Source organism: Rhodohalobacter sulfatireducens, assembly GCF_022012475.1.
Classification (GTDB): Bacteria; Bacteroidota; Rhodothermia; order Balneolales; family Balneolaceae; genus Rhodohalobacter; species Rhodohalobacter sulfatireducens.
The window spans coordinates 38,744-64,916 of sequence record NZ_JAKLWS010000018.1; the positions used below are offsets into that span (position 1 = coordinate 38,744).

A 26,173-nucleotide genomic window follows, 5' to 3' on the forward strand; every position below is an offset into this window, starting at 1 on the left:
AGAAAAGGAGAAAAAACTATGTATTTCAAACAATTCTTTGATAACAAATTAGCACAATATTCATATCTCGTGGGTTGTCAGGCCAATGGTACGGCCTTGGTCATTGATCCTATGAGGGATATCGATCAGTATATTGATGCAGCAGCCGATGAAAATTTAACCATCGTGGCTGCAGCCGACACTCATATCCATGCAGACTATATTTCCGGGTTGCGTGAATTTGCCGAACGAGATGTAAAAGTATACGCTTCTGACGAAGGTGATAAAGACTGGAAATATGAATGGCTCATGGACAGTGATTATGATTTTGAGCTTCTCAACGACGGTGACACATTCCAGCTTGGAAACATCACATTTAAAGCATGGCATACACCGGGACATACTCCTGAGCATTTAAGCTATTTTATCACAGACGGTGCTGCGGCTGATGAGCCGATGGGTATTGCTACCGGTGATTTTGTGTTCGTGGGAGATGTTGGGCGTCCGGATCTTTTAGAATCGGCTGCCGGCCAAAAGGATGTGATGGAACCTTCAGCCCGAACACTTTACAAATCTGTAGAGGAGTTCAAATCTGTACCGGAATATCTGCAGGTTTGGCCGGGGCACGGGGCAGGAAGTGCATGCGGGAAAGCATTGGGTGCAATTCCGGAGTCAACCGTTGGATATGAACTGAGATACAACAACTCCCTCAAATCTGCTACATCTGAAGATAATTTTGTGAAATTTATCCTTGAGGGTCAGCCGGAACCTCCACTCTATTTTGCACGGATGAAACGTGATAACAAGGTTGGCCCGGCTATTACCGGTGGTTTACCACAGCCGAAAAGATTAACTCTTAAAGAGTTGAAGAAAGTAACACAACAAGAGGGTGCAGTTCTGTTGGATACCAGGAACCGAGAGGATTTTGCGTTCGGATACATTCCCGGATCACTTCTGTCTCCGCTGAATAAGCAGTTCAATACTGTAGCTGGTTCTTACATCACTGAGGATGAAGAGATCTACCTGGTGGTTGAAGAACACCTGGCTGAAGAGGCCGTACGTGATCTGTACAGGATTGGATACGACAAAATCCGAGGATTTGTAACTCCAAAAGATCTGGTCATGTACTCCGAACAAAATATCGGAACACTCGAAAAAGTGGATGTGAGAACCTTTGAGGGGATTGATGAAGCAGATGCTAATTCACTCGTCCTGGATGTTCGAAAAGCGTCAGAATATCAAGAGGGACACATCGATGGAGCTCTGAATATTGCTCACACAAGATTACTTCCAAGAATGGATGAAGTTCCTGTTAAGAGAAAAATTTACGTTCATTGCCAGGCTGGTGGACGTTCTGCGGTAGCAGCGGCACTTTTAGAAAGAGAGGGGTATGATGTTGTTCTTATTGACGACAACTTCGAGAACTATCAAAAGCCGCAAACAGCGTAATCGTACAAAGGCGGCCTGGTATGATTGATATATCAGCCGCCAACTTATTATGAGATCAATCATAAAATATATCGGAGAAATTCTCCCGGTTGTGGAGACTGTGCGTAGTTACGACGGTTCGACATTTAAGGGAGATTTGAATGCAGGCATTACGGTTGGTATTATGCTCATTCCGCAAGGCATGGCATACGCTATACTTGCCGGATTACCTCCCGTTTATGGATTATATGCATCCCTTGTACCACTACTCATATATGCGCTATTTGGTACTTCGCGTCAGCTTGCAGTAGGTCCCGTGGCTATGGTTTCTCTACTTGTGATAGCCGGTGTAGGTGAGATAGCGGAAGTAGGTAGTGATCGGTTCATCCAGCTTGCAGTACTTACTGCCCTTGGAGTTGGCCTTGTACAATTCCTGATGGGACTTTTCAGAATGGGATTCCTGGTAAATTTTTTATCACATCCTGTTTTAAGTGGTTTCACTTCTGCTGCTGCAATCATCATCGGAGCCAGTCAGATTAAGAATCTTCTCGGAGTAGATCTGCCGAGAACAAACTATGTGCACGAAATTCTTATCGGCCTGGCGGGAAAACTATCCCAGATTGATCTGATGACAGCTGTGATTGGAATCGGGTCAATCTTTACTATAATGATGATAAGAAAGTGGAAAAAAACATTTCCCTCTGCATTGGTCGTTGTAATTCTTGGAACACTATTTACATATCTGTTTGGCCTGAATCAAGCAGGAGTAAGCATCGTTGGAGAAATACCGGAAGGCCTGCCGTCGTTTGATGCAGGATTTGTGAATTTCTCAGACATGCAACTTCTGATTCCAATTGTCTTGGTGATTTCATTGGTTAGTTATATGGAATCTATTGCTGTTGCAAAAGCAATTGCCAATAAACATGGCTACAAAGTAGATGCAAACAAGGAGCTTGTGGGTTTAGGCCTTGCCAATATTGGGGGTTCATTTTTCCAGTCCTTCCCAACAACGGGCGGGTTTTCAAGAACGGCAGTAAATGATCAATCCGGGGCAAAAACGACATTGGCCGCTGTAGTCAGTGCGGGAATAATCGGTTTGACGGTGCTGTTTTTAACACCTCTCTTTTATTATTTGCCAAGTGCAGTTTTGGCTGCAATAATTATGGTGGCCGTTGCCGGTTTGTTCGACTATCAAGAGATGCTGAATCTCTTTAAAACAGATAAAAAAGATCTGGCAATGCTGTTGATCACCTTTGTTGCCACTTTGGCCCTCGGAATTGAAGAGGGTATCGGAATAGGCGTTTTAATCTCACTTGCTTTGGTAATTTACAGCAGCTCAAAACCTCATAATGCAGAATTGGGCAGGTTGGGAGACAGTAAAACATTTCGGAATATAAATCGATACGAAGAAGCGAATATAACAGAAGATGTGATGATTTATCGGTTTGATGCACCTATATACTTCGCAAATGTGGAGCATTTCAGGGAGTCGATAAACCATCGAATAGCTGACCATAGCGATGACCTGGAGCTTGTAATCCTGGATGCATCCGCAATCAATAATATCGATTCAACAGGCGTACATATGCTCACAGAGTTGATACAGGAATTAAATCAAAAAGGAGTGCGGTTTTACATTGCCGGTGCCATTGGTCCCGTTAGGGATAAACTTATGAAAAGCGGTGTTGTAGAATTGATGGGCAGAGATACCTACTTCTTTGATGTGGATGAAGCGCTGGAGTATTACAGGAAGAGTGAAGATGTGAGAGAAGAACGTGAATTCTCACCTCTTCAGACAAATGTCTGAGACAAATAATGAAAGAAGAAAACTATATAGAAATGTGTATTTAAGTGAAACTCATCTTATTTTATCAAAACGATGCTTCTAAATAAAATCAAACAATTTTTTAACAGAATTACCCAGGAAGTAAATATGAGTCAGGATATTGATATCAGCCCCGAAGAATTTAAAAATAAAATGGAAGAAGACCGGGGAGTAATCATTGATGTACGCTCGCACGGTGAGTATAAAGAAGGTCACCTGAAGGAAACAGATCTTCAACACGACTACAACAGTGGTGAATTTCAGCAACAGCTTGGATCTTTAGATAAGGAAAAGAGCTATTATCTCTATTGCCGGACCGGAAATCGAAGTGGAAGAGCCGCTCGTATTATGAAAATGCAAGGGTTTGAAAAGGCATACAATATTGGTGGGTTTAAAAATCTCGCACATGCCGGTTTTGAAACGGAAAGGGGATAAAAGATCAAAGATAACTCTATGGCGACAAACATGAATTTGTCAGTTTGAAAAGAGTGAAGTGATCTCAATACTCGGTATGATTGGGATCGCAGAAGTCTCAAAACCTACTTTGCAATAGATTAATGAAAGAATAGATCTATGAACATTCCAGAAGACAAATATAGAGAAATTGAAGAACTGATCAGCAGTGATGAAAGTGTAGTTGGAATTGACGCCAAGAAAACGCACATACTTATCCTCCATATGCTGCAACAAATCCAAGATCGCTTAGATAGTGTAGAAAGCAGGCTTGAAGTTATTGAAGATCAAGTTGACGCTTAAGATGTCATCCCACCGTCAATCACATAGGTGCTGCCGGTAATAAATTTGCTTTCATCGGAAGCCAGGAACAGTACCAATTCTGCAATTTCATCATTTTCTGCATAGCGTCCCAAAGGAATCATCTTTTCAAAGTTCTGCTTAGCATCTCCGCCTGCACCCGGCGAAAATCCCTCCTCCAGCGATCTCATCATTCGGTTATCCACAGGTGATGGATGAATCGTATTTACCCGGATATTATGGGGAGCACCTTCAAGTGCAGCAACCCGCATTGAACCAATAACAGCATGTTTGCTGGTTACATAGGCCATCACTTCCGGAGTTCCCTGCAGTCCGGCTACAGAGGAGTTAATAATAATGCTGCCTCCGTGTTTTTTCATATGCGGAAATGCATATTTCATACCAAGCCAAACACTTTTGGCATTTACAGCCATTACCTTATCATAGATATCTTCGGGATATTCCGACAATGGTTTTACGACCCCCTCAATTCCGGCATTTAGGAAGAAGATGTCAATCCTCCCAAATTCCCTTATCGCTTTTTCGATATATTTTTCTGTATCCCGGGCTTTGGATACATCAGCGGTAAATGTTTTGATACGATCTGATTCAAGGCTTTTCACTACATTCTTCAGTGCACTTGCATCTTGATCTACGAGAAGAATACCTTCGGCACCTTCATTCAAAAACCGTTTTGCAGTTGCTCTTCCGATAGAACCGGATCCACCGGTAATAATTGCAGTTTGATTTTTCAATCTCATCATATCCTCCCTCTTTTCATTCACTTTGTACAAAATTAGGAAATCTCTGTGATTAGAGTATGAAAAGAGTATTGGTACTGCACAGAAATCCGCGAAGTTTTAAACAGTTTGCGGATTTAAATAAAGTCTATTCTTTTGGATGAAAAAGAGATTGACTGGATTTCATCTCTAATAACAGGTCAGCCGGTTTAAAACGATCTCCATTACTGCTATGCAATGTGTTCATGCTTTCGAGGAAGCTTTCTAGCCCAATTCGATCGATATAGCGAAAGGGGCCTCCCAGGAACGGAGGAAATCCAAGACCGAGAATGGCACCAAGATCTCCATCTGTGGGATTCTTCAAAATCTCTTCCTGGAGGCATAAAACAGCCTCATTAATCATCATGGTTGAGAGCCTGTATTGGATCTCCCTTTGATCGAATGAAAGTCGGTCGGTTCCTCCAAAATATTTGTAGATCTTTTCATTCACCTCTTTTTTCTTCTTCGACCCCTTTTCATACTTGTAGAATCCTCTCTTGTTCTTTCGTCCAAGATAGTCCTCGTCCATCAATTCTTTTGATTTCTTACTTGTTTTGGCGCCACGAGCTTCAAACTTATCGCTGAGAGTATCTGCAACGTGAGCGCCTACATCTATTCCAACTTCATCCAAAAGTGCAACCGGGCCGACCGGGAATCCGAACTGTTTCATGGCACTGTCCAAGTCCTCAATTTTTGCACCTTCTTCGAGAAGCAGAAGAGCCTCATTGATATATGGAGCGAGGATGCGGGTTGTATAAAATCCGGGTCCATCATTTACAACGATCACATTCTTGCCCTGTCTGAGCCCCACATCAAAAGCTGTTGCAACAACCCAGTCTGCTGTTTGATCCGTTTTGACAATCTCCAGCAGCGGCATTTTTTGTACGGGCGAAAAGTAATGCATCCCCACAATGTTCTCCGGCCGTTTTGCATTTTTGGCAATGTCAGAAATTGGCAGGGATGAAGTATTGGATGCGAAGATCGTATTATCAGGGCAAACATCTTCAATCTCCTTCACAATGTTTCTCTTCAGATCCAAATCTTCGAAAACAGCCTCAATAACAAGGTCAATATCTTCAAACCCGTCGTATGTTTCAGTAGGATGTACAGAACTCATCGTTTCATCTCGTTCAAACTCCGAGATGATATGTTTGCCGACTTTTTTGTCAAGATTTTCACGGATTGAGCTCTCGCCCTTCATGGCATTTTCCAGCTTTTGATCCTTTAGCCACACATGAAATTCATCTTCAATACTAACCTCCGTAATTCCGCTTCCCATCAAACCGGCGCCAAGCACACCTATTTTTTTAATCTCTCTTTTCTTCTCTAGTGGATTCTTTTTCGAAGCGTTCATCGCAAAGAATAACTGAACAAGTGCTCTCGATTCGGGCGTTACCGCCAATTCACCAAACAGCCTGGATTCGTTTTCTAAGCCTTTCTCGAAACCATGTTTATAACCATACTCCACACTGTCGATAATTTTTGGAGGAGCCGGGTAATTTCCCTTTGTTTCACTTTGAGTTCGCTTTCGGGCCTGGCTGAAAATGATATTGCGCCCCAAAGCATTGCTCTCAGATACTTTTTCCAGTGCCGACCGCTTATCCGGATGGCTCACCTTTTCATTCTTCAGTTTCTTGACAGCTTTAATTCCCGCCTCTTTCACGGCGTACTGGTGAACAACCTCATCAGCAAAACCGGTTTTTCCTGCCTGGTAGCTGTACATATTTTTACCGGTCAGCAGATAGGGAAGGGCCTTCTGAATGCCAATAAGCCTCGGTAATCGCTGCGTTCCACCCATTCCGGGAAGCAGTCCAAGTTTTACTTCCGGCAGACCGATTTTGGTTGATTTATGATCAGAAACGATCCGATAATGACTGGCAAGTGCAAGTTCTGTACCGCCTCCCATGCACGATCCATGAATTCCCACTACAATAGGTTTGTCGAAATTCTCAACTCTCAAAAGAATTTCGTGCCCGGTCCAGCTCAGTTCGGAGAGCTCTTCGGCCGTTTCTCTTGTCTTGAACATCTCAATATCAGCACCCGCAATAAAATTGTTCTCTTTTCCGCTTATAAGCAGTGCTCCCTCAAGGGTATCATCGGATCCGAGCTTATCTAACAAATCAGAAAACTCATCAATCAGTTGCTCGTTTAGCTTGTTAACCTTTTCACCGGGCGTATCCAGCGTGATGATGGCGACATTCTCGACGGTTTCGGTTTGTAGTATTTTTTTCTTCTTGTTCATGGGTTTAATCTTTTAGGCCTAAGGAAAAATTAAACAAATTTAATGCGTCACCCTGAGCTTGACTCAGGGTCTCCAAATTCTACAACAGCAGGAGATTCTGAGTCAAGCTCAGAATGACACATTCATGCTCCCCACTTTTCACGTTTGCCATTTCACTTTTCACTCATTAAATCGTTCAAGTATCATCGCATGCCCCTGACCTCCGGCGGCACACGCTGCAATCAATGCATATCGCCCATCTTGTTTGATGAGGCGATTCGCTGCTGTTGTTACTAATCGAATCCCTGTTGCTGCGAATGGGTGTCCGAGTGACAACGATCCACCCCAGTGATTCAGTTTATCCCAGGGGACTTTGCCAACCTTCTTTTTTCGTTTCAGCCGATCTTTAGCAAATTCATTACTGTCAAGTGCTTTAAGAACGGTTAACATCTGGCCGGCAAACGCTTCGTGAAATTCGAATACATCAATGTCATCGAGAGTCAATTTCATATCATCCAGAACTTTAGGAACGGCAAATGCCGGGCCAATCAACAGTTCATCACCCGGTCGTTGAGCTACATAGGTGTAGCTTCGAATTAATGCTTTTGGTTTATAACCATTGTTCAGAGCAAATCCCTTGTCCATCACCAAACCGGCAGATGCCCCATCTGTCAAAAATGATGAATTTCCGGCTGTAACTGTTCCGTGAGGTTTGATGAATGCCGGGCTCAGTTTTGCAAGCTTATCCATATCCGTATCAGGACGAACCCCATTATCTTTCTCTACGATCGAGTTACCGTTGTTTACGCTCACAGGAAAAATTTCATTTTCCAAAAATCCCTCTTCAGTCGCTTTGAAAGCAAGCTGATGTGACCGCAGCGCATAGGCATCTTGTTCCTCCCGCTTCACTCCATATTTAGCCGCCATCTTATCGCAACTCTCTCCCATGGTCTCACCGGTAGAAAATTCTGAGATCGAAGGAATTTCGGGCAAAAGGTCGGATGGGCTCAGGCCTTTAAAAAATTTCAGCCAGTCGGTCGGAGATTTATATTTTTGGGTTTGGAGTAATTTTTGCCTGAAGATTTTCCTGAAGCGGATGGGAATATCACTCATAATTTCCACACCTCCCACAATAGCTGCGTTAATTTGGCCATGGTTGATGGCGTCTGTGGCTGTGGTCAGAGCAATGTTCGAGGAGATACAAGCCATGGAGAGTGTGGTTGCGGGAATCGAGTCAGGCAACCCTGCTGCCATTGATGATTCCCGTGCAACGTTACTTGTATTAATATCCTGGATCACATTTCCATAATAAACATGATCAATATGGCTTCCATCCAGTTTAGTTTTCTTGATTAGCCCGGCAATTGCCAAACGTCCAAGATCGTAGGCGGAAAATTTTTTGAAATCTGTTTGTGCGCGCAAGAAAGGAGTGCGCCCGCCATTCACAAATACAATCTCCTTTTTCTTTTTGGATTCACTCATGACTGATGGAACTGGTTAAATGAAATAGAAGCAGATTAACGGTGTTAACCTTACCCTTATAGATAACCAAAAATTTATTGAGGATAAACTGTTTTATCGAATTGATGAAGTTCTTATATTTAGGGTCTGAATGAATTTGAGTGGTTAACTCAGTTGGTTTTCCCAAAGGAATGCCTTCGGCAAGAGCATCCCGATGCAGTTCAATCGGGAGGGTCATAGGTTCGAATACTGAGTTAGTTAAAGAAAGTTTTTGATTTATTGATATGATGGGTGATTAGCTCAGTTGGTTTAGAGCACCTGCCTTACAAGCAGGGGGTCGTAGGTTCGAATCCTACATCACCCACTCTCTCTTGATAAAAAATAAAAGGACAGCTCTGGATAAGGGTTGTCCTTTTTTTATTGGTTTATATTTGATATTCCAATCTTTTGTAAATCCAGTCACAACTAAAATTATCAATTAATTGGGGCACTTATTGCTAAAATTTGTACTATTAAAATGAATTTAAAATTTTGCTAAAGAATTGATTCATGAGGATTTAACATGAAACGTAATTACTACCTGGTAGTACTCATCCTGGTCACATTTTTTGTGATCTCTTTTCTGACTAATATCATTGGTCCCCTCATACCTGAAATTATTGAGGATTTTAATTTAAGTCTTACACTTGTTGCCCTCCTGCCATTTGCGTTCTTCATTGCTTACGGTGTGATGTCCATCCCTTCCGGTCTGCTCATAGAAAAATACAGTGACAAAAAAGTGATGATCGCTGCCTTCCTGGTATCGTTCGTGGGAGCTCTCTTTTTTGCACTTTATCCAAACTATTTGGTTGCTGTTATCTCATTATTCCTGATCGGCACCGGAATGGCGATGCTCCAGGTAGCCATCAACCCGCTGCTTCGTGAGGCCGGTGGGGAAGAACATTTTGCGTTTAATTCCGTGTTGGGTCAACTTTTCTTTGGAGCTGCTTCTTTTTTAAGCCCCCTCGCTTATTCCTACCTGGTATTGAATTTAGGGAGTGCAGATGTAGACAATTTTTTACTTAATACACTCGAAAAAGTTGTTCCGCCTGATTTGCCGTGGATTTCGTTGTATTGGTTGTTTGCAGTTTTATCACTGGTGATGGTAGCGGTGATAGCAGCTTCACCCTTTCCAACAGTTAAGCGGAAGGAAGATGAAAAAATCGGGGCCTGGGATACACATAAAGAGTTATTCAAAAACCCTAAGGTGTGGCTCTTTTTCCTGGGGATTTTTGCTTACGTAGGTTCCGAACAGGGAGTAGCGAACTGGATATCTGAATTTCTTTCGACGTATCACGGGTATGATCCGCAGACGACCGGTGCGAGCACGGTATCCTGGTTTTGGGGAATGCTGACAGCCGGAACCGTCCTGGGTTTGCTTCTGCTAAAAGTGATGGATAGTCGAAATGTATTGGTTTTCTTTACAATTGGAGCGATTGTCAGCCTTTCAGTGGCGCTGTTTGGAAGTGGTGAGACAGCATTACTTGCCTTTCCGGCTGTTGGGTTTTTCTCAGCCGTTTTGTGGTCGGTGATCTTTTCTCTTGCGCTTAATTCAGTTACTGAACATCATGGTACGTACTCAGGGATATTAGTATCAGGAATTGTTGGCGGTGCAATAGTTCCGTTGATCATTGGCTCTTTGGGAGATGTTTTTGGCTTGCGGGCCGGGATGTTTTTTCTCTACATCACATTCGGATACATTTTGAGTATTGGATTTTGGGCCAAGCCGCTGGTGAGTAATAAGACGATTGAGTTTGGGTAGATGTCAGTAAACAGTTGACAGTTAGCAGTATACAAGACATACCCGAGAGCAATATTCTATAACTTCCTTAGAAACCCTTCAATTTTGCTTCAAAATTTCAGGTTATATTCTAAGTGATATGAAACTACTGATTGTTGAAGACAATAAGGATCTACTCGAAAATATCCTGAAGTATTTGGAGAGAGAAGGGTACAGATGTGAAACGGCCATCGATTATGATGAGGCGTTTGACAAGATCATGTCGTACACCTACGATGTGGTTCTGATCGATATCATGATTCCAAAAGGTGATGGATTGCAGGTTTTGCGGGAATTGAAATCTGTGAACCCTGAAACCGGAACCATAATTATATCAGCTAAAAATTCCCTGGATGATAAGGTATCCGGCCTTGAACTTGGCGCAGACGATTACCTCACCAAACCATTTCAATTACCAGAATTATCAGCACGAATTAAAGCTGTCAACCGGCGTAATAATTTAGGCGGCAGTGAAATCGTCCGGGCGAATGAGATCTCTATCAATACAAAAACACGAGAGGTATCGGTAGATGAAGAACCGGTGGACGTAACCCCAAAAGAATACGACCTGCTTCTTTATTTTGCATCCAATAAAAACCGGGTACTTTCTAAACAGAACATTGCGGAGCATCTCTGGGGTGATTATGTGGATCACCTGGATAACCTGGATTTTGTCTATCAACACATTAAAAATTTACGAAAGAAACTGGTGGACGCAGGTGCCAACGATTATATAGAGAGTGTGTACAGCATCGGGTATAAATTTAAAGCGAACAGAGCCGGAACATGAAGCTTATTACCCGATTTATCTTAATCTACCTGACCATCACTGTAATCGTACTCGGGATTGGTGGAGTGTTCTCATACTTCATCATAAAAGGAGAAGTTGACAGGGAGCTAACCTTTGAGTTTATGGAGCGGATTGACCGGGTGACCTATCTCCTGGAACGCGGCCGGAGATTTCATCCCGGGAGAGATGTAGATGGCGACCGTAATTTAATTGTAAGAGAGCTGGATACTCCTGTGGAGGAGAGAGTGGAGGTCGGTGATACTCTTATCTACTCGGAAAGACTTGAACAAAATGAACAAAATGTAAAAGTCTCAGCTTATCGAAATATAAACGATCGTTCCTACTACATATCGACTTATGGGGCTATGATCGAACCGGATGACATTACGGAAGCTGTTATTAAAACATTACTGTGGATTTTGGGATTACAGATAATAGGTGCAATTGGTGTTGGCTTCATGGTTTCAGGCCGGCTCTTTAAACCCTTTCGAAAAACGCTGGAGAAAATTGGCAACTTCCAGCTCCATAAGAAAGAATATGTTCCGGCTGAAAAAACGGGGGTGAAAGAGTTCAACGACCTAAACAAATTTGTGGAACAGATGACCCGCAAGGCAGTGTCTGATTATAAAAACCTGAAGGAGTTTGCAGAGAATGCTTCTCATGAACTTCAAACACCACTGGCTATTGCCAAAGGCAAGCTGGAGCTGCTTTCAGAAACGGATCTAACCGAAGAACAGTACAAATATATTGAATCGCTTGAGAGATCAGTGAAGAAGCTTTCGAGATTGAGTGAATCACTGGCACTGTTAACTAAAATCGAAAATCATGAATTTCAAAATGACGAAAAGGTTGATCTGAGTGATGTAGTCAGGGAGAGCCTTGAAGCATTTAAAGAGTTTATCGCTCTTAATAATCTAACCGTTCAGACTAATATTCAGGATGATGTACAGATAAATATGCACCCGATTCTTGCGGATATACTATGGACCAATCTTTTCCAGAATGCGGTTCGTCACAATATCGAGAATGGAGAAATTAACATTGAATTGAACGGTGAGAAGCTTGTCATATCAAACACAGGTAAAGATCCGGAAGTTGACCCTGGTCAACTTTTTGAGCGGTTTAGAAAAGCTGAACAAAGTTCTGAGTCCATTGGGCTTGGGTTGTCAATCATCAAGCGAATCGTCGATCAAAACGATTTATCCATTCATTATTCCTATTCAGATAACTGGCACAGGATAGAGATCGATTTAAAATAAGTCACGATTCATATTTTGAACTCTATTCATAGATGTAAAGCAACGGGTGTCTAATCGGAAGTATCAGTAGAATTCCAGATGTCGTGAGTGGTTTTCCAGGTGCCGTCGGGTTGCCTTTGTAGAATGTTTAGATATTTCGAAGTGGATGAAGATGATTCTGTACCATTTTTGGGAATGAGTGTTACATTTGCCACCCCTCGTCCGTAGGCGAGATCTCCGTCTATTTTTATTTCTTCATAATAACTGTCGAGATCTGTTTCATACTCATCAAAAATAGATTGATAATAATCACGTACTGCCTCTCTTCCTTCCATTGCAGGTACGCCCGGTGCCATCAAAATTGCGTCTACAGTAAAGTGCTCGGCGATTCCGGCGGCGTCTGAATTGTTAAAAGCTTCAGCGCGTGCATCACTGACCGCTGTAATCACCTCTTTGTCTTTCTCATTGCTCTGTTCAGCAGGTGGGGCTTCATTTGTACAAGTGAGAAACAGTGTGAATATCAAAGACAAAAGAAAGATGTGAAAAAGTTTCATGTAGTCAGGATTAAGTTTCTGTTGAATGGAAGTCGATTTTAAACAATTGAAGAATAAGCAATCATTAAACGAATACTCGATCAAAGCAACAAGATAGAGATGTAGCTGCCCTGCACAAAAAATGGGATTCGTTCAGATTTATTAAGTGACTCGTTTTCTTTCCAATCTGTAAAAAAATGAAAAATAGGAACTTATCAATCTTTAATTCTGGTTTGATGGGGGAAATAGAAATGAATATAGAATCAATTTCTGCTTAATAATTCAAAAATCTCCATTTATGGAGCAATCTTTAAATTTACTTCAGGATTCGTTCAACATTCAGGCAGGTTCAGGTTTTAGTTTAAGAGAAATAAAGAACTACAAGATTGAAAACATGAAAAAATTAATTCTTCTTATAGCGACTCTAGTTTTGATCTGTGGAGCATTTTCAGGACCTGTTTATGCCCAAAACTCAAGTGATGAAAAAGCAGAAGTTATCGGTACAATACAGGATTCGGACGGAAGCCCTGTACCCAATGCAACGGTAGCAATTTATAATCAAGCTCAATCAGAAATTTTGACCGGTACTTCAAGCCTGGAGGACGGTAGCTTCTCTTTGAAGGTAGATCCCGGTTCATACGTACTGCAAGTCTCCTACATCTCTTACCGGACCTACCGAACAAATCTTGATCTTTCGGCAGGTGAAACCACAGATATTGAAAATGTTACCCTGCAAAACCAGGAAGCGATGCTAGACGAAGTGATTGTTGAGGGGGAACAGTCGTATATGCAGATGAATTTTGACAGTCGAAGTTTTAATGTTGGAAAAGATATTACAAGTCTGGGTGGTTCCGCTCTCGACGTTCTCGACAATGTACCTTCTATTACGGTGGATTATGAAGGAAATGTAGCGCTGAGGGGCAACAGTGGTGTGCAGGTTTTGATAAACGGACGGCCTTCCAGCCTGGTTCGAAATGGCACGGAGGCGTTAAACAGTATTCCCTCTAATGTTATTGAAGAGGTTGAGATTATTACGAATCCCTCCGCCCGCTATTCAGCTGAGGGAACCGGCGGAATCATAAACATTAAACTGGTAGATGACGTAACACTTGGATTCAATGGAAGTGTGCAGGCCAATACGGGTTACCCGCAAGATCATGCGTTAGGAGCGAATCTCAATTACCACAAAAATAATATTAACTGGTTTGGAAATTTTGAGATTGAATATGAAAATGATCCGGCTTCCGGAAGTACATTCCAAAGCTTTAACGGAGACACGACCTATGCGTACCGGGAAATCACTGAACAAGACGAAACGGAGCGTGAAGGCAGTGCATATGTTGGAGCGGATTTTTATCTGCCGGCGAACCAGATTCTTACATTCTCTACCAGAATTAGCCTGGAGAATGAAGAAGAGGATTCTGATGTAAGGTATACGGATTACAGTCCAGACGAGCCCGGTGTATACAGAAATGTATTTGAAAGCTGGGATATTCTGCAGCGAGTGAATAGAGACGATATCGAAGAGAATCGAGAAAATGATTTTGATGTCCGCCTTCAGTATGAAAATCGTTTTGACGGGTCGGACCACAGGCTCACAGCCGATGCAGATTTTGAATTCGGCACAGAAGATCAAAATTCGAATCTGATACAGTTGGTTCAAACCGGTGATGTGAATCCATTGAACCAGCGTACGTTTTCTGATGAAAGATACCGCGAGATGCGATTTGACACAGATTATGAGCGGCCGCTTGGCAGAAACGGAAGACTTGAAGCAGGAATGCGGCTAAATTTCGATTGGATGGATAACGATTATGTGATTGAGGAGCAACAAAATGGTTTTTGGGTGACACCCGATTCGAATTTAGGGATCAGTGATAACTTCACATATTATGAAAATGTTAATGCTGTCTATACCACAGTAGCAGGGGAAAACGGTAAATTTAGTTACCAGCTGGGTGTCCGTGCAGAGAATACCAGAATTCAGACAGAGTTAGACCGAACAGGTGAAGGAAGTGATCAAAACTACCTGGACCTTTTTCCAAGTGCTTTTCTCTCTTATACATTAGATGAAAGAAACTCGTTTCAAATAAGCTATAGTCGCAGAATTGACCGTCCATGGTCTCGAATGTTGTTGCCCTTTACTGAGATCGCAGATACGCGGAACCGGCGAGTTGGTAATCCCGGTTTACGGCCCGAGTTTGGAAACTCATTTGAAGCCGGATACTTACGCTACTGGGATACAGGCTCCTTGCTGAGCAGTGTCTATTACCGACATCGAACGGATGTGATAGAGCGGGTTTCAACAATCGACGGGCAGGGCATTACAACCCGCCGGCCAATTAACCTGGCAACAGAAGATTCATGGGGAGTAGAGTTCTCGGCAGACCAGGAGCTGTTTACCAATATGCAGCTTTCCGGAAGTCTGAATATTTTCCAGTCGGACCGGGAAGGTGAGTATCAGGATCAAATCTATTCAAGTTCCACCGGTCGCGTGACAGGGCGCCTGCGGGTTCGATATCAATTTTTGGATGGCTGGAATCTACAATCTTATCTCAATTACCGGAGTGCGCAGCAAACCACTCAGGGTCGTCGAGACGGAAGCTTCTTTATGGGTTCAGGGATATCTAAGGATCTGTTGAATCGCAGAGCATCCATCTCATTAAATGTGCGAGACCTGTTCAATTCAAGACAGTATGAAGGAGAAATTATCAATCCTAATTCATACACAGACAGTAATTATCAATGGTCAACACGCTCATTCAGGTTAAATTTCCGGTATAATTTCGGGGGTGCCAATCGAGGTAGGAGATAGAAGAGGAGATTATCGAGGGAGATAGTTCCGGCAAAAAATTTATCGAACAGTTCTTATTGCATAATGGCCGACCGCGAAGAGATTCAGGGTCGGCTTTTTTAATTGTTGAATCGATTATAATTGATTGAAAGAGCCCTAGTTGATCCAATGTAGGGCAATTTGACCCCTTCCCGTCTGAGCTTTCGCATGTATGAATAGAAAATCATGTAATTTCAAAATCAGATTCAGACGACTATGAGAAACGCGGTACGATGTGCGTGGCTGGCTGCAATTTCTATTTTTGTAATGTTTTTAGGCTTGTCTTGTTCAAGTAATTCATCAACTACCTATTCCATCGAGGGATCCGTAACTCCAACTGAAGCCGGAAGTGTAACACCCGCCACCGGTGAATATGATGAGGGTGCAGATGTTGAGATCCAGGCCGAAGCCAATGAAACTTGGATGTTCTCATCGTGGGAAGGAGATGTTTCCGGTACAGAAAACCCGATTATTATAACGGTTGACGATGATATGGTGTTTACGGCGATCTTTGAAAAATTGCAGTATCCGCTGGATATAACCGCAGAAGGTGGCGGGTCTGTTGAAGAGAATATCGTAGAGTCGAAAATGAAGGATTATGAAATAGGAACACAAGTAGAACTCAATGCCGTTGCCGATAAAGGTTGGGTATTTGTTGAATGGCAGGGCGACCTTACCGGAAGTGAAAATCCCCAAACCCTCAATATGGACGATTCAAAGAGCGTAACAGCCGTCTTCGAGCGAAAGAATTATCCGCTCACAATTTCCACGGAAGGCGAGGGTAATGTTTCTGAAGAAGTGGTTGAAGAGCCCGCCAAGGATTACGCGTATGAAACTGTAGTTGAACTCACTGCAAATCCTTCAGAGGGATGGGAGTTTGCCCGGTGGGAAGGTGACCTCGAAGGCACAGACAATCCAGCAGAGATTACAATCGATACCGAGAAAGAAGTAACGGCCGTATTTGAACGTGAGGGATATGAGTTGACCGTTAATGTGACCGGGGAGGGAAGTGTAAATGAGGAGTTGATAGATGACGCCTCGAAGACATCCTATCCATTTGATTCTGTTGTTGAGTTAACCGCTGAACCGGCCGATGGTTGGACATTTGTTGAATGGCAGGGAGATTTAAGTGGTGATGAGAATCCTGAAGAAATTACTATGGATGAAAGCAAAGAGGTTACTGCAGTATTTGAGCGCAGGGACTATGCTTTGAATATAAATACTGACGGGGAGGGATCTGTAAATGAAGAAGTAGTTGAAGAACCTGCCAAGGATTATACTTATGAAACAGTCGTAGAATTGACTGCAAACCCGGCCGATGGCTGGAACTTTGCACGCTGGGAAGGAGATCTCGATGGAAGTGATAATCCTCAGCAGATTACAGTTGATGAAGAGAAAACAGTAACGGCTGTTTTTGAAAGAGAAACGTATGAATTGACCGTAGAAACAAATGGCCAGGGTAGTGTAAATGAAGAGAAGATAGACCAGGCAAAAACTTCATATGGATATAACAGCATTGTTGAACTGACAGCAGAGCCTGATGAAGGCTGGGAGTTCGATAAATGGCAGGGAGATCTATCAGGTAATGATAATCCCGAGCAGATAACTATTGATGAGGATAAAAACGTGACGGCCGTATTTGTTGAAGCAGAATACGAACTTGATTTATTAAAACAAGGTGACGGCGAAGGTGATATCGTTGTTGACCCGGATAAGGATTTCTATAACCATGGGGATGAGATTGAGTTAACCGCAAATCCGGATGGGACTTCTGAATTTGACGAATGGGATGGAGATATCTCAGGCACTGAAAATCCCAAGACAGTAACCGTAACCAGCGATCTTGAAATTATTGCCATATTTGGTGGGCCCCCTGAGATTGAAACTGCCGATTGGAGTGATATGCGCGTCACTTCCGTAACCAGTGGAGGTGAAGTAACGGATGACGGTGGTTTTGAAGTGACTGAACGGGGAGTGTGCTGGAGTCAAGACGAAAATCCTATCTTGTCAGATAGTTGCACAAATGACGGCAGTGGAACAGGTTCTTTTGAAAGTGATATCACGGGTCTTTCACAGGCTTTTACCTACTATGTAAGGGCATACGCTACAAATCAAGCTGGCACCTCATACGGTGACCAAATAGAATTGAAAGCCGGCTATATTTCTCACGGATTTATAAACGGTTTAACGCCAAGTAATGATTCCAAATTTGAGAATCGGTCTTATAAACTTGTGAAATCTGAATGGAAAGGCGGTGTAGATAAAATCTGGATTGAAAAAAATCTGGGAGCTTCAACTGCTGTCAAAAGTGCCACTGATAATAACCCTAATGGAGCTGGATGGTATTTTCAGTTCAATAGAAAACAGGGATATTATCACGATGGAAGCAATCTGGTACCGAATGGTGATTGGGAATCTGGTCAAAACCAGAAAACTGACTGGCAGATCGAGAATGATCCATGTAGAATAGCGTTTGGTGGAAACTGGCGGATTCCTACCCAACAGGAGTGGGCAGATTTTAGAAATGCACCTGCAAGCGATGATGGTATGAGCAGTGGCAACCTGTCTGATGCCTTCGATTCTTTACTGCGAATTCATGGAGCTGGAGTTATAACAGTAGGCGGTGATCTAAACGATCGTGGCAATACCGGTTTACTGTGGACCAGCGATACAGCTGATAGCAATGACGGTACATTTATATGGATTGCCGGATCTGGAAGTGTAATGGATGCCGGGCCAAAAGGTGGCGGAACTCCATTAAGATGCGTGAAAGACTAAAGGTAATTTCATCCTGAAAATCTCAAAAAGCACAGCTACCGAAAGGTGAAAGGTGGCTGTGCTTTTTCATCTATTTTTTGATCCGCTTTTCTTAATTCCCACCCAAAGCAAAGACCCGAGTCCGCCTGATGCAATTCCGGCAAGTAAAGCAATGAAAAGAGAGAGCTCAAAACGCGACTGTACATAGCTCGATATTAGGATGGAGCTTACAAAATGAATAACAACGGCAATAACGTATCCTATTGCAAAACATCCCACCATATCACGGATATTCAGATTTACAATAAAACGAACAATAAGAGAGGCGAATATTCCAATAGCAATCCAGATTATTAAAAATTCTGTCTCAGTGAAATCTATTTGCCGAGTTTTTGACGTCCAAAGGGGTATACCAGCACCAATCGAAGAAATTAAAATTGTAACTAATCTATAATTATGTCTTGTAGATTCAAGCATATATTAATTTTAAAATGAATGGATAAATACAATGTTTTACTTAAAAACGTGTTATTTAATATTGAGTAGATATACTAAGAGACTAAATTTTTTGAAAACTGTATATTTTTCTATTAAATCTTTTATTTAGTTAAGATAATTATAATTTTCAGCTATTGAATTAGCTGAAAGAAAATATTAGTTTCTTTTTCCTAAATGAATTATCGATTTTAGATTGTTAAAATATTTTAAAGTATAAAACTATAGAGATTTTTGTTTGCCATGAATATTAAGTTTGTAAAAAGATCACAAATAAAATCAAGCAAGAGAAGAGCTTCAAAATTCAAACCATTGATGGATGCTTTGGATAAGTTAGAGCCCGGTGGGCAGGCTGTTGAGGTTTCTTATTCAAATGATAAGAGTGTAAACTCAATGAGAACAGCGGTTTACCAATATAACCAAGAGAATAATGTAAAAATCAGGAGCGGTAAAGACGCTTCCAACAAAAAAATATACTTTTACAGAGAAAAATAGATCTATTCCTTTACTCTATAAAAATACAATCCTTTACATCTTAAAAAACTTTTTCAAAAAGTATCCCCTGAGAAATTGAGAGTCTAATGGGTTGATCAATCTCTCGCGCTCTTACAGATGGCGTAGCTATTGCCGCCTCCCACATGCCCGGGTTTGTAATGGGCAGATCGAGCTTAGTAGGAGTGATTTGTCGCGACTGACCTTCCATGTTCGCGAGAAATACAATCTCTTTACCTGTATCTATATTTCTGCGATATCCGTAGTAGATAACGGCCCCTTCGACCGGCTCCCTGAACTTCAGAAAATCAGATGATTGAAAATTATTATTCAACCATGGATTTTTAAGTCGAAACTGGCGGGTTTGGTAATTAAAATTCGCTTTCTTTGAATCCATGTAATCTGCCTGCATATCTGCATTGCAGTATTCGTAGATATCCCCCATCCAGGCCCAGGCGTATTCATTCAGCTTCTCCAGCGTCCACTCTTCCGGATTGAATGCAGGTTTGGTTTGATTAATTAATTCTACAATGTTTTCAGGGTTGTAGTCGGTTATCTTCACAAAGTTGAGAAGAGACTTGGCAAACCTCCGGAGGTCTTCAAGTTTTCTGAATCCAAGGTTTTTAAGTTTTTTGAAGAAGCGTGAATTTCGATACTCCACATCTGTAATTTGCCACTCCGTAAAGTAGGCCTCTTCTGCTGCGATTTTTATAGCAAATTCTGTATCTGTATTTCTGAAAAAACTCCAGGGGGTATTTCCAAGTGCCTGTACAAAATCCATTGGAACACCGGGTAAAAAGGAATTCATCAACAATGTAGTGGAAGGATTGTTATATGCGTTAATCATTACCATTTTCAGGGAGTTTCCAAGCAGGAAATTTACATTTACTGTTTTGGGGTCGGCCTGGATTCCCCGGCGCATTGTATCGTGATTGGCATATCCGCTGATCCATTTCTCGCCATAGTCGAAATGTTCTTTAATTCTCCACCACTTAGATACCCAGTAGGTGTAATCATAGGGAGTGTTATAGGCAAAAATCATGGGCGACCACTGGAACGGGTGTTTCTGTTTTTCCGTAATTACACGGTACGTACAAGCCAGTTCCCAATCAGTTCGAGGCCAGGGTCGTCCATCCTCAAAAATCATCCATGGCTTATAGTCTACATCGGCAACGGACTGCTCAACGTTACTCATCTCCTTCAGGAAATCGTCATCATAATAGACTTCATCCTGTTCTTCAACGTAGTATTTGAAATCATGGGCGCTGTCAACACGAATTCCATCAAAGCCCCAGTTCATTTTACGGCGTTGCATTTCAAGAATCATCGCCCGTAGCAGCGGGTGTTTGAAATCTAAATTTTGTCCATAAATGTTAGGTCCTGCAAAACACTCATCAGGAAGAAGGTCTAATGCTTGGTTATCGGCATGGCCGTACACTACATCCAATACTACCTTGATAGGGCCTGTGGGGAACATATGGAGCGTTTCAATCAAATCCAGCAGTTCATGCGGCCGTCCTGTAGAAAGAATTGAGGGGTTTACGGCAGCTGCACCGAAAATTACCACATCATACCCCCAGTTCATCACATTTGGTTTACGAAGGTGTAGTGTAATTTCTGAACCGTTTTCTTCGGGGGTTTGAATAGGATTCCAAAACAGATGCGCTTCGGGATGTTCAATAACCGGGTCAACCGGCATCAACTCAACACCATCAAACCCGATGAGGTTTTTTTCATCCGGTGAGAGATCTTCGCCATTTTCCACTGCGGCTGCAATCTGCTTATATCGTTTGGCAAGTGAGTCGAGAGTACCATCCATTGTAGCGGTACCGGTATGGATTTCCAACAGGTTTGTAGAGGGCCCCAGCCTGTTGTCATCAAGAGATAAAAAACTTGAAGCGAGATTTTCGAAATATTCTTTATCTTCGCGATTTCCAAGAACCTTGTTAATATCATAAACTTCAGCAGGGGCATGAATACCGTATGGCATAGACCATGCCATGGGATCCAAGACAACCGTTTCCTCCCCCTTTTCATCTTGCAGGATAAACTGGTAAAAAGCGCCGAATTGATCACGGTTTCCTGTGGGAAGGTTATTCATAACCACCAAAGAAAATTCGTTAATACAGGTTGTCTCAAACCGGTAATAAGTTACATTGCAATGTTGCTCCGGTTTGTCAAATATCAAGTCGATTGATGGGAGATAAAATTCAATATAGACCTTCTCAGCATCTTTAATCTTTGGATGCCATATAAGGAATGTAGTTTCCGGCCCATCAACATGGGCCCCCAGGTTTTTGGAAATTAACCCGGCATTTGCAGAGGTAACTCCCTTTCGGGTTTTTTGGTGAATTCGCTGCGAAAATTCATCTGTTTTTGTTTGGTTGACGGAGATATTCATATCTAAAAGAGAATTAGATCAGTTGGTAGAACTCGCTTTACAAAATAAAGCAAGATTTAAGACAATAGTGTAGTTAATATAATAAAGGTTCGGAAAGCTCTAAGAAAAAGTCTCGTTTTGGATCCCTGCCCACTTAAGATAATGATTTCGAACATCATTAATATGGTCTTCAAGATTTTCCAGTTTCCAATCTGATGTATCAATTGCCGGATAAATATGTGCAGTACAGGTGCCAGACTTTGTGATTAAAAAATCTTCTGTGCTGAGTTCCCGGTTTCCTTCAAAGTAGATCGGTACGATGGGATACTGAAGATCCATTGCCATGCGAAAAGGCCCTTTTTTGAATGGACCGATTATGCCGGGATGCTTTCGAGATCCTTCCGGTGCCAGCATAACTGTGAGATTGTTTTTACGAATTCGTTGAACATTTTTTTTAAGAGTTTGTACCGCTTTGTCCGATTGTTTTCTCCGGATAAATACTTGACCGGTTAATCGGCCGAGAATGAAAAAAATAGGATTGTATTGTAACTCCCATTTCGCCACAAATCGTACACGAGGCAGTCCTAACGCTAATATGGTTAATATATCGAGAGTTGAACTATGATTTATAATGTAAACAGCCGGTGCGGGAATTGGGTCAACATGCTTTTTTATTTTGAAATTGATCCCGGCAACTTTTAAAACAGGAATGGCAACAGCCGGCGCAATTTTTTCCACTACAAAATTGGCCATCTTGCCAAAAGAGAGAATAAGCAGCAGAAGAATAATGGGTGTGAAAAAAATCAGAAGCAAAAAAAAGAGCAGGATAGATAGCAAGCTGCGAACATATTCTGTCGTCGTAAATTTTTGTTTGGCAGCCATTTTTGCAATTCCTAACGGTTTACGGGATTAATATAGTACAAATAGCGGCGATGACAGGATTGCCCCTCTATCGAAAGGCATCTTCGAAGTGCGAGATTTCCGGGTCTTCATCCTTCTTTTGAACAATTGCAATTACATCAAAACGAACCACAGCTGTTTCCATTTTACGTTCGTAGGTCCATGCTTCGGCTGCTTTTTTAATGTTTGCTTCCTTCTTTGGAGTAACAAAGTCCTCCGGCCTGCCGAAATAGGTGTCACTCCTGAATTTTACTTCTACAAACACTATGAAATGCCCATCAGTAGCTACGATATCAACCTCGGCTTTTTCAAAAAAGTAATTTCGGTCGATAATAATCCAACCTTTGGACTCGAGATATTCCACAGCTAAATCTTCACCCTTATCCCCGATTTTCCGGTGACTTTTACTCATTTTCCTGTTCCTGAACCGGCTTATTTCCTTTGAGAGATTGATGGGCCTCTGCCAGTTTCACGAGATGCTTTAAAAAGGTAAGATTCTTTTTGTTGATATAGGGAAGCAATGCTTTCGTGAACCGGTCGAACATCTCAAGGAATTCTACAAAATTTTCAAGCCTCTCCTTGAATTCCGCTTCGAGAGGCTCCTCACTGCTGTCTTCCTGAAACATCTCAAGAGTTTCGGCCAGGTTTTGTTGAATCGGCTCAATTTCTCGCTGATGCCGTTCACGAATCAGTATGGCTACAATGTTCCACACATCTTTTTCGGCGGTGTAAAAGTCGCGGCGTTCGCCTTTAAAATGAACTTTTTGTACCAATTGCCAGTGCAGCAGGCTTCGCAGATTCATATTGGCATTTCCACGACTGATACTCAACTGCTGCATAATTGCATCGGTATCAAGAGGTTCACTCTCTGCGTACAGCAAAGCGTGAATTTGTGCCATCGTCTTGTTAATTCCCCACGCAGAAGCCATCTCTCCCCACAGAAGTACAAACTGGTCAATTGCTTGTTGGTGAGATTCAGATTTTGGGGAATCGTTCTCCTGCACGGTTACTCCTTGGAATCTTTGGTGTCTTTTTTAGCTGATGATTCCTTTGACTCGGACTTTTCTGAAGTTTCAGATTTTGGAGTCGATGTCCCGTTATTTTTATGAGAACCATTTTTATAGTCTGTAACGTACCAGCCGGTGCCCTTGTAAACAACTCCTCCGCCTCCGGAGATGATTCTTTTTACAGGTTGACCGGTTGTAGGACAAGTTTCAAGCGGGTCATCATTTATGCTTTGAGTGATTTCAAAGGTGGAACCGTCTTCTCGTTTGTATTCGTATGTTGGCATAGGTTAAATATCTTGTTAGAAAATTACGTGACTATATAAGCATAAAATATGCCAAAATTGATGAATCGCTCATCATGGCAGATTTTTCAAAAGCCTACAAAGATAGTAACGTTACGACAAAGAGGACAGTCCATCACTAAATCTAATCATCGCTTCTTTCAGGTCATCCATGGATGCGGCGTAGCTTAGGCGAATTCCTCCCGGTTCCCCGAAAGCATCTCCGGGTACGGTGGCTACACCAAACTCCTCAAGCAGGTAGATCGACAGGTCGGTTGTGTTTTCAATTTTATTTCCCTCAGGAGTACTTCTGCCTAAAAAGCTGTGGACATCTGGAAATACGTAAAACGCTCCGGAAGGTGTAAAACACTCAACGCCTTCTATTGCACGTAAAGCTTTTACAATGTAATCTCTTCTTTTTTTGAAGGCTTTATTCATCTCCTGTATCGGTTTCATTGTACCGGTATAGGCGGCTAATCCCGCTTTTTGCGAAATGGATGAAGGAGCCGATGTCTCCTGGCTTTGAATTTTAGCAACTGCATCAGCTATCGGTTTGGGGCCGGCCATATAACCAAGGCGCCAGCCGGTCATTGCAAACCCTTTTGAAAATCCATTAATTACAACGGTTCGGTCTTTTAGTTGTGGAGCAGCATTCAAAATGCTCACGTGCTCACCTTCAAATACGATATACTCATAGATTTCATCCGAAAGAATTAACACATCCGGATAATCATCGAGGACTGCAGCCAGCTCCTTCAACTCATTTTTTGTATAACAAGCTCCGGTGGGATTGGATGGAGAGCATAATATGATCGCCTTGGTTTTTTCTGAGATCACCTCTTCAAGCTGTCCGGGTGTTAATTTGTAATTGTTGGAAAAGAGAGTATTTACCACGACGGGCGTTCCCTCCGCCAGCTTTACCATTTCAGGATATGATACCCAGTAGGGAGCCGGGATGATCACTTCGTCTCCCTCATCGATGGTTGCGAGTAAAGTAAATCCTACAGACTGTTTCGCTCCATTTGAGAGTACAATCTGGTTTGGAGGAATTTCAATATTGTTGTCGCGCTTCAGTTTATCGCTGACTGCTTCGCGCAGCTCGGGCATCCCGGTGTTCATCGTGTAACCGTGGAAGCCTTCAGTGATAGCATCAATCGCGGCGTTACAAATGTGTGCAGGCGTTTTAAAGTCCGGTTCACCGGCGCTTAATGAGATAATAGATTTCCCTTGCCGGGCCAGCTCTTTTGCCCTGCCGGAGACTTTCATGGTTTGTGATGGGGATACGTTTTGAGCTCTTTTTGATATCATGTTAGTGGTTTTGAAATTTTTCCGGATGTTACCAATCTGAAAGTTACCAAAAGGATTTACGGAATTCAGCATTTTATAAGTTGAATTCCAATATATTTTTTGAACGCATTCATTCACTACAAATTTATTCTTCAGACGTGATTTCTCAATATCACATACTTAATGGTGATACTTTAAAAGGGCAGTTCCCGGTTCGGGTTTCAGGGGAGATTATTGTATGTCGTGAATGCCTGGTGGATGGCCCGGTTAACGGGGAGACTTTGGATAATCTATTTGAGACGAGAGCGATTGATCAAATCACCACTTAATCGTGATTGTACTTTTCTTTTAAAGCTTCCGCAACATGATCGGGCACAAAGCTGCTGAGATCACCATTCCATGCGGCAATCTCTTTTACAATAGTCGCTGAGATAAAGGTGAGTTGTTCATCCGGCATCAGGAAAAGTGTATCGATTTCCGGAGCGAGCCGCCGATTTGTGAGGGCCATTCGGAATTCGTATTCAAAATCAGAGATTTGGCGGACTCCCCTTAAAAGGATTTTTACATTCTTCTTTCGAGCAAAATCAATCAGCAAACCAGTGAACTGTTCCACTTCAACTTTGTCAGCCCAATCTTTGTCTTTAATTGCTTCACGAATCAGTTCAACCCGTTCTTTACCACTGAATACAGCCCTTTTTTTGTTATTCACCGCAACGGTTACAATAACTTTTTCGAACATTTGAACGGCACGTTGAAGGATGTCGAGATGGCCGTTTGTAAGCGGATCGAAAGAACCGGGATAGATAGCTGTATGATTCATTACTTTGTTAGCTGAGGTTTTGTGGTAAACAAACCTAAAATAGTAATCTTTTTTATTTATTGGAGGTTGTCCGTTATTAGTGGTTTGGAGTTAAA

23 protein-coding genes and 1 tRNA gene are annotated in these 26,173 nt (G+C 42.2%); 12 read left to right on the top strand and 12 right to left on the bottom strand.

The genetic code is table 11. The annotated features are described in order from the left end of the window. The first annotated feature begins 18 nt into the window (after window positions 1-18). The 4 genes from L6773_RS13500 to L6773_RS13515 all read left to right on the top strand — a co-directional run bounded on the left by L6773_RS13500 (window position 19) and on the right by L6773_RS13515 (window position 3,988). The gene (locus tag L6773_RS13500) at window positions 19-1,428 is read left to right on the top strand and encodes an MBL fold metallo-hydrolase (RefSeq protein ID WP_237854962.1); all 1,410 of its coding nucleotides are present in this window, start codon (window positions 19-21) and stop codon (window positions 1,426-1,428) included. 49 nt (window positions 1,429-1,477) lie between these two features. After that, window positions 1,478-3,214, top strand: a complete 1,737-nt coding sequence (locus L6773_RS13505) for a SulP family inorganic anion transporter (RefSeq protein ID WP_237854963.1) — start codon at window positions 1,478-1,480, stop codon at window positions 3,212-3,214. A 72-nt stretch (window positions 3,215-3,286) separates the two neighbouring features. Beyond that, on the top strand, window positions 3,287-3,667 hold the full coding sequence (locus L6773_RS13510; protein ID WP_237854964.1) for a rhodanese-like domain-containing protein: 381 nt from the start codon (window positions 3,287-3,289) through the stop codon (window positions 3,665-3,667). Between the two features lie 138 nt (window positions 3,668-3,805). Further along, the gene (locus tag L6773_RS13515) at window positions 3,806-3,988 is read left to right on the top strand and encodes a hypothetical protein (RefSeq protein WP_237854965.1); all 183 of its coding nucleotides are present in this window, start codon (window positions 3,806-3,808) and stop codon (window positions 3,986-3,988) included. Here the strand turns inward: L6773_RS13515 and L6773_RS13520 are convergent. From L6773_RS13520 to L6773_RS13530, 3 genes are all read right to left on the bottom strand, one after another. Beyond that, window positions 3,985-4,749: an SDR family NAD(P)-dependent oxidoreductase gene (locus L6773_RS13520; RefSeq protein WP_237854966.1), complete on the bottom strand. Its 765-nt coding sequence runs from the start codon at window positions 4,747-4,749 to the stop codon at window positions 3,985-3,987. The two genes, L6773_RS13515 and L6773_RS13520, sit on opposite strands and share 4 nt — an antisense overlap. A gap of 124 nt (window positions 4,750-4,873) precedes the next feature. Continuing rightward, window positions 4,874-7,006: a 3-hydroxyacyl-CoA dehydrogenase NAD-binding domain-containing protein gene (locus tag L6773_RS13525; protein ID WP_237854967.1), complete on the bottom strand. Its 2,133-nt coding sequence runs from the start codon at window positions 7,004-7,006 to the stop codon at window positions 4,874-4,876. Between the two features lie 159 nt (window positions 7,007-7,165). Further along, window positions 7,166-8,467 (bottom strand): thiolase family protein, encoded by a 1,302-nt coding sequence (locus L6773_RS13530; RefSeq protein ID WP_237854968.1) that lies wholly within the window; start codon window positions 8,465-8,467, stop codon window positions 7,166-7,168. 268 nt (window positions 8,468-8,735) lie between these two features. Here L6773_RS13530 and L6773_RS13535 point away from each other — a divergent pair. From L6773_RS13535 to L6773_RS13550, 4 genes are all read left to right on the top strand, one after another. Continuing rightward, a tRNA-Val gene (locus L6773_RS13535) sits at window positions 8,736-8,810 on the top strand. Window positions 8,811-9,008: 198 nt separating this feature from the next. Further along, the gene (locus L6773_RS13540) at window positions 9,009-10,247 is read left to right on the top strand and encodes a sugar MFS transporter (protein ID WP_237854969.1); all 1,239 of its coding nucleotides are present in this window, start codon (window positions 9,009-9,011) and stop codon (window positions 10,245-10,247) included. A 118-nt stretch (window positions 10,248-10,365) separates the two neighbouring features. Further along, window positions 10,366-11,055, top strand: coding sequence for a response regulator transcription factor (locus L6773_RS13545; protein ID WP_237854970.1), 690 nt, complete (start codon window positions 10,366-10,368; stop codon window positions 11,053-11,055). After that, complete coding sequence (locus L6773_RS13550) at window positions 11,052-12,314, top strand: sensor histidine kinase (RefSeq protein WP_237854971.1); 1,263 nt, start codon at window positions 11,052-11,054, stop codon at window positions 12,312-12,314. Before L6773_RS13545 ends, L6773_RS13550 begins: the two co-directional genes overlap by 4 nt. A 50-nt stretch (window positions 12,315-12,364) precedes the next feature. Here the strand turns inward: L6773_RS13550 and L6773_RS13555 are convergent, their stop codons facing one another. Then, the gene (locus L6773_RS13555; protein WP_237854972.1) at window positions 12,365-12,847 is read right to left on the bottom strand and encodes a YybH family protein; all 483 of its coding nucleotides are present in this window, start codon (window positions 12,845-12,847) and stop codon (window positions 12,365-12,367) included. 277 nt (window positions 12,848-13,124) lie between these two features. Between L6773_RS13555 and L6773_RS13560 the strand changes: the two genes are divergently transcribed. Then, complete coding sequence (locus L6773_RS13560) at window positions 13,125-15,641, top strand: TonB-dependent receptor (protein WP_237854973.1); 2,517 nt, start codon at window positions 13,125-13,127, stop codon at window positions 15,639-15,641. A gap of 234 nt (window positions 15,642-15,875) precedes the next feature. Continuing rightward, window positions 15,876-18,437, top strand: coding sequence for an InlB B-repeat-containing protein (locus L6773_RS13565; protein WP_237854974.1), 2,562 nt, complete (start codon window positions 15,876-15,878; stop codon window positions 18,435-18,437). Window positions 18,438-18,503: 66 nt separating this feature from the next. Here the strand turns inward: L6773_RS13565 and L6773_RS13570 are convergent, their stop codons facing one another. Continuing rightward, on the bottom strand, window positions 18,504-18,893 hold the full coding sequence (locus tag L6773_RS13570) for a hypothetical protein (protein ID WP_237854975.1): 390 nt from the start codon (window positions 18,891-18,893) through the stop codon (window positions 18,504-18,506). Between the two features lie 261 nt (window positions 18,894-19,154). Here L6773_RS13570 and L6773_RS13575 point away from each other — a divergent pair, with 261 nt between their 5' ends. Further along, window positions 19,155-19,406: a hypothetical protein gene (locus L6773_RS13575; protein WP_237854976.1), complete on the top strand. Its 252-nt coding sequence runs from the start codon at window positions 19,155-19,157 to the stop codon at window positions 19,404-19,406. A 40-nt stretch (window positions 19,407-19,446) separates the two neighbouring features. Here the strand turns inward: L6773_RS13575 and gghA are convergent, their stop codons facing one another. From gghA to L6773_RS13605, 6 genes are all read right to left on the bottom strand, one after another. Next, window positions 19,447-21,804 carry a glucosylglycerol hydrolase gene (gghA, locus tag L6773_RS13580; RefSeq protein WP_237854977.1) on the bottom strand — a complete coding sequence of 786 codons (2,358 nt, stop codon included), beginning with the start codon at window positions 21,802-21,804 and terminating at the stop codon, window positions 19,447-19,449. A gap of 99 nt (window positions 21,805-21,903) precedes the next feature. Then, window positions 21,904-22,665, bottom strand: coding sequence for a lysophospholipid acyltransferase family protein (locus L6773_RS13585; protein ID WP_237854978.1), 762 nt, complete (start codon window positions 22,663-22,665; stop codon window positions 21,904-21,906). A gap of 67 nt (window positions 22,666-22,732) precedes the next feature. Further along, a complete protein-coding gene (locus L6773_RS13590; RefSeq protein WP_237854979.1) occupies window positions 22,733-23,095 on the bottom strand; it encodes a YraN family protein in 363 nt (120 codons plus the stop codon). Next, a complete protein-coding gene (locus L6773_RS13595; RefSeq protein WP_237854980.1) occupies window positions 23,088-23,687 on the bottom strand; it encodes a GbsR/MarR family transcriptional regulator in 600 nt (199 codons plus the stop codon). Before L6773_RS13595 ends, L6773_RS13590 begins: the two co-directional genes overlap by 8 nt. 2 nt (window positions 23,688-23,689) lie before the next feature. Further along, window positions 23,690-23,974: an FmdB family zinc ribbon protein gene (locus tag L6773_RS13600; RefSeq protein WP_237854981.1), complete on the bottom strand. Its 285-nt coding sequence runs from the start codon at window positions 23,972-23,974 to the stop codon at window positions 23,690-23,692. A 111-nt stretch (window positions 23,975-24,085) separates the two neighbouring features. Next, window positions 24,086-25,279: a pyridoxal phosphate-dependent aminotransferase gene (locus L6773_RS13605; protein WP_237854982.1), complete on the bottom strand. Its 1,194-nt coding sequence runs from the start codon at window positions 25,277-25,279 to the stop codon at window positions 24,086-24,088. A gap of 137 nt (window positions 25,280-25,416) precedes the next feature. On the opposite strand from L6773_RS13605, the gene L6773_RS13610 reads away from it, so the two are divergent. Further along, entirely contained in the window at window positions 25,417-25,587 is a 171-nt protein-coding gene (locus tag L6773_RS13610; protein WP_237854983.1) for a hypothetical protein, read from the top strand. On the opposite strand, the gene coaD is transcribed toward L6773_RS13610, so the two are convergent. Then, the gene (coaD, locus tag L6773_RS13615) at window positions 25,584-26,078 is read right to left on the bottom strand and encodes a pantetheine-phosphate adenylyltransferase (protein WP_237854984.1); all 495 of its coding nucleotides are present in this window, start codon (window positions 26,076-26,078) and stop codon (window positions 25,584-25,586) included. The genes L6773_RS13610 and coaD overlap by 4 nt on opposite strands. Window positions 26,079-26,173: the final 95 nt, after the last annotated feature.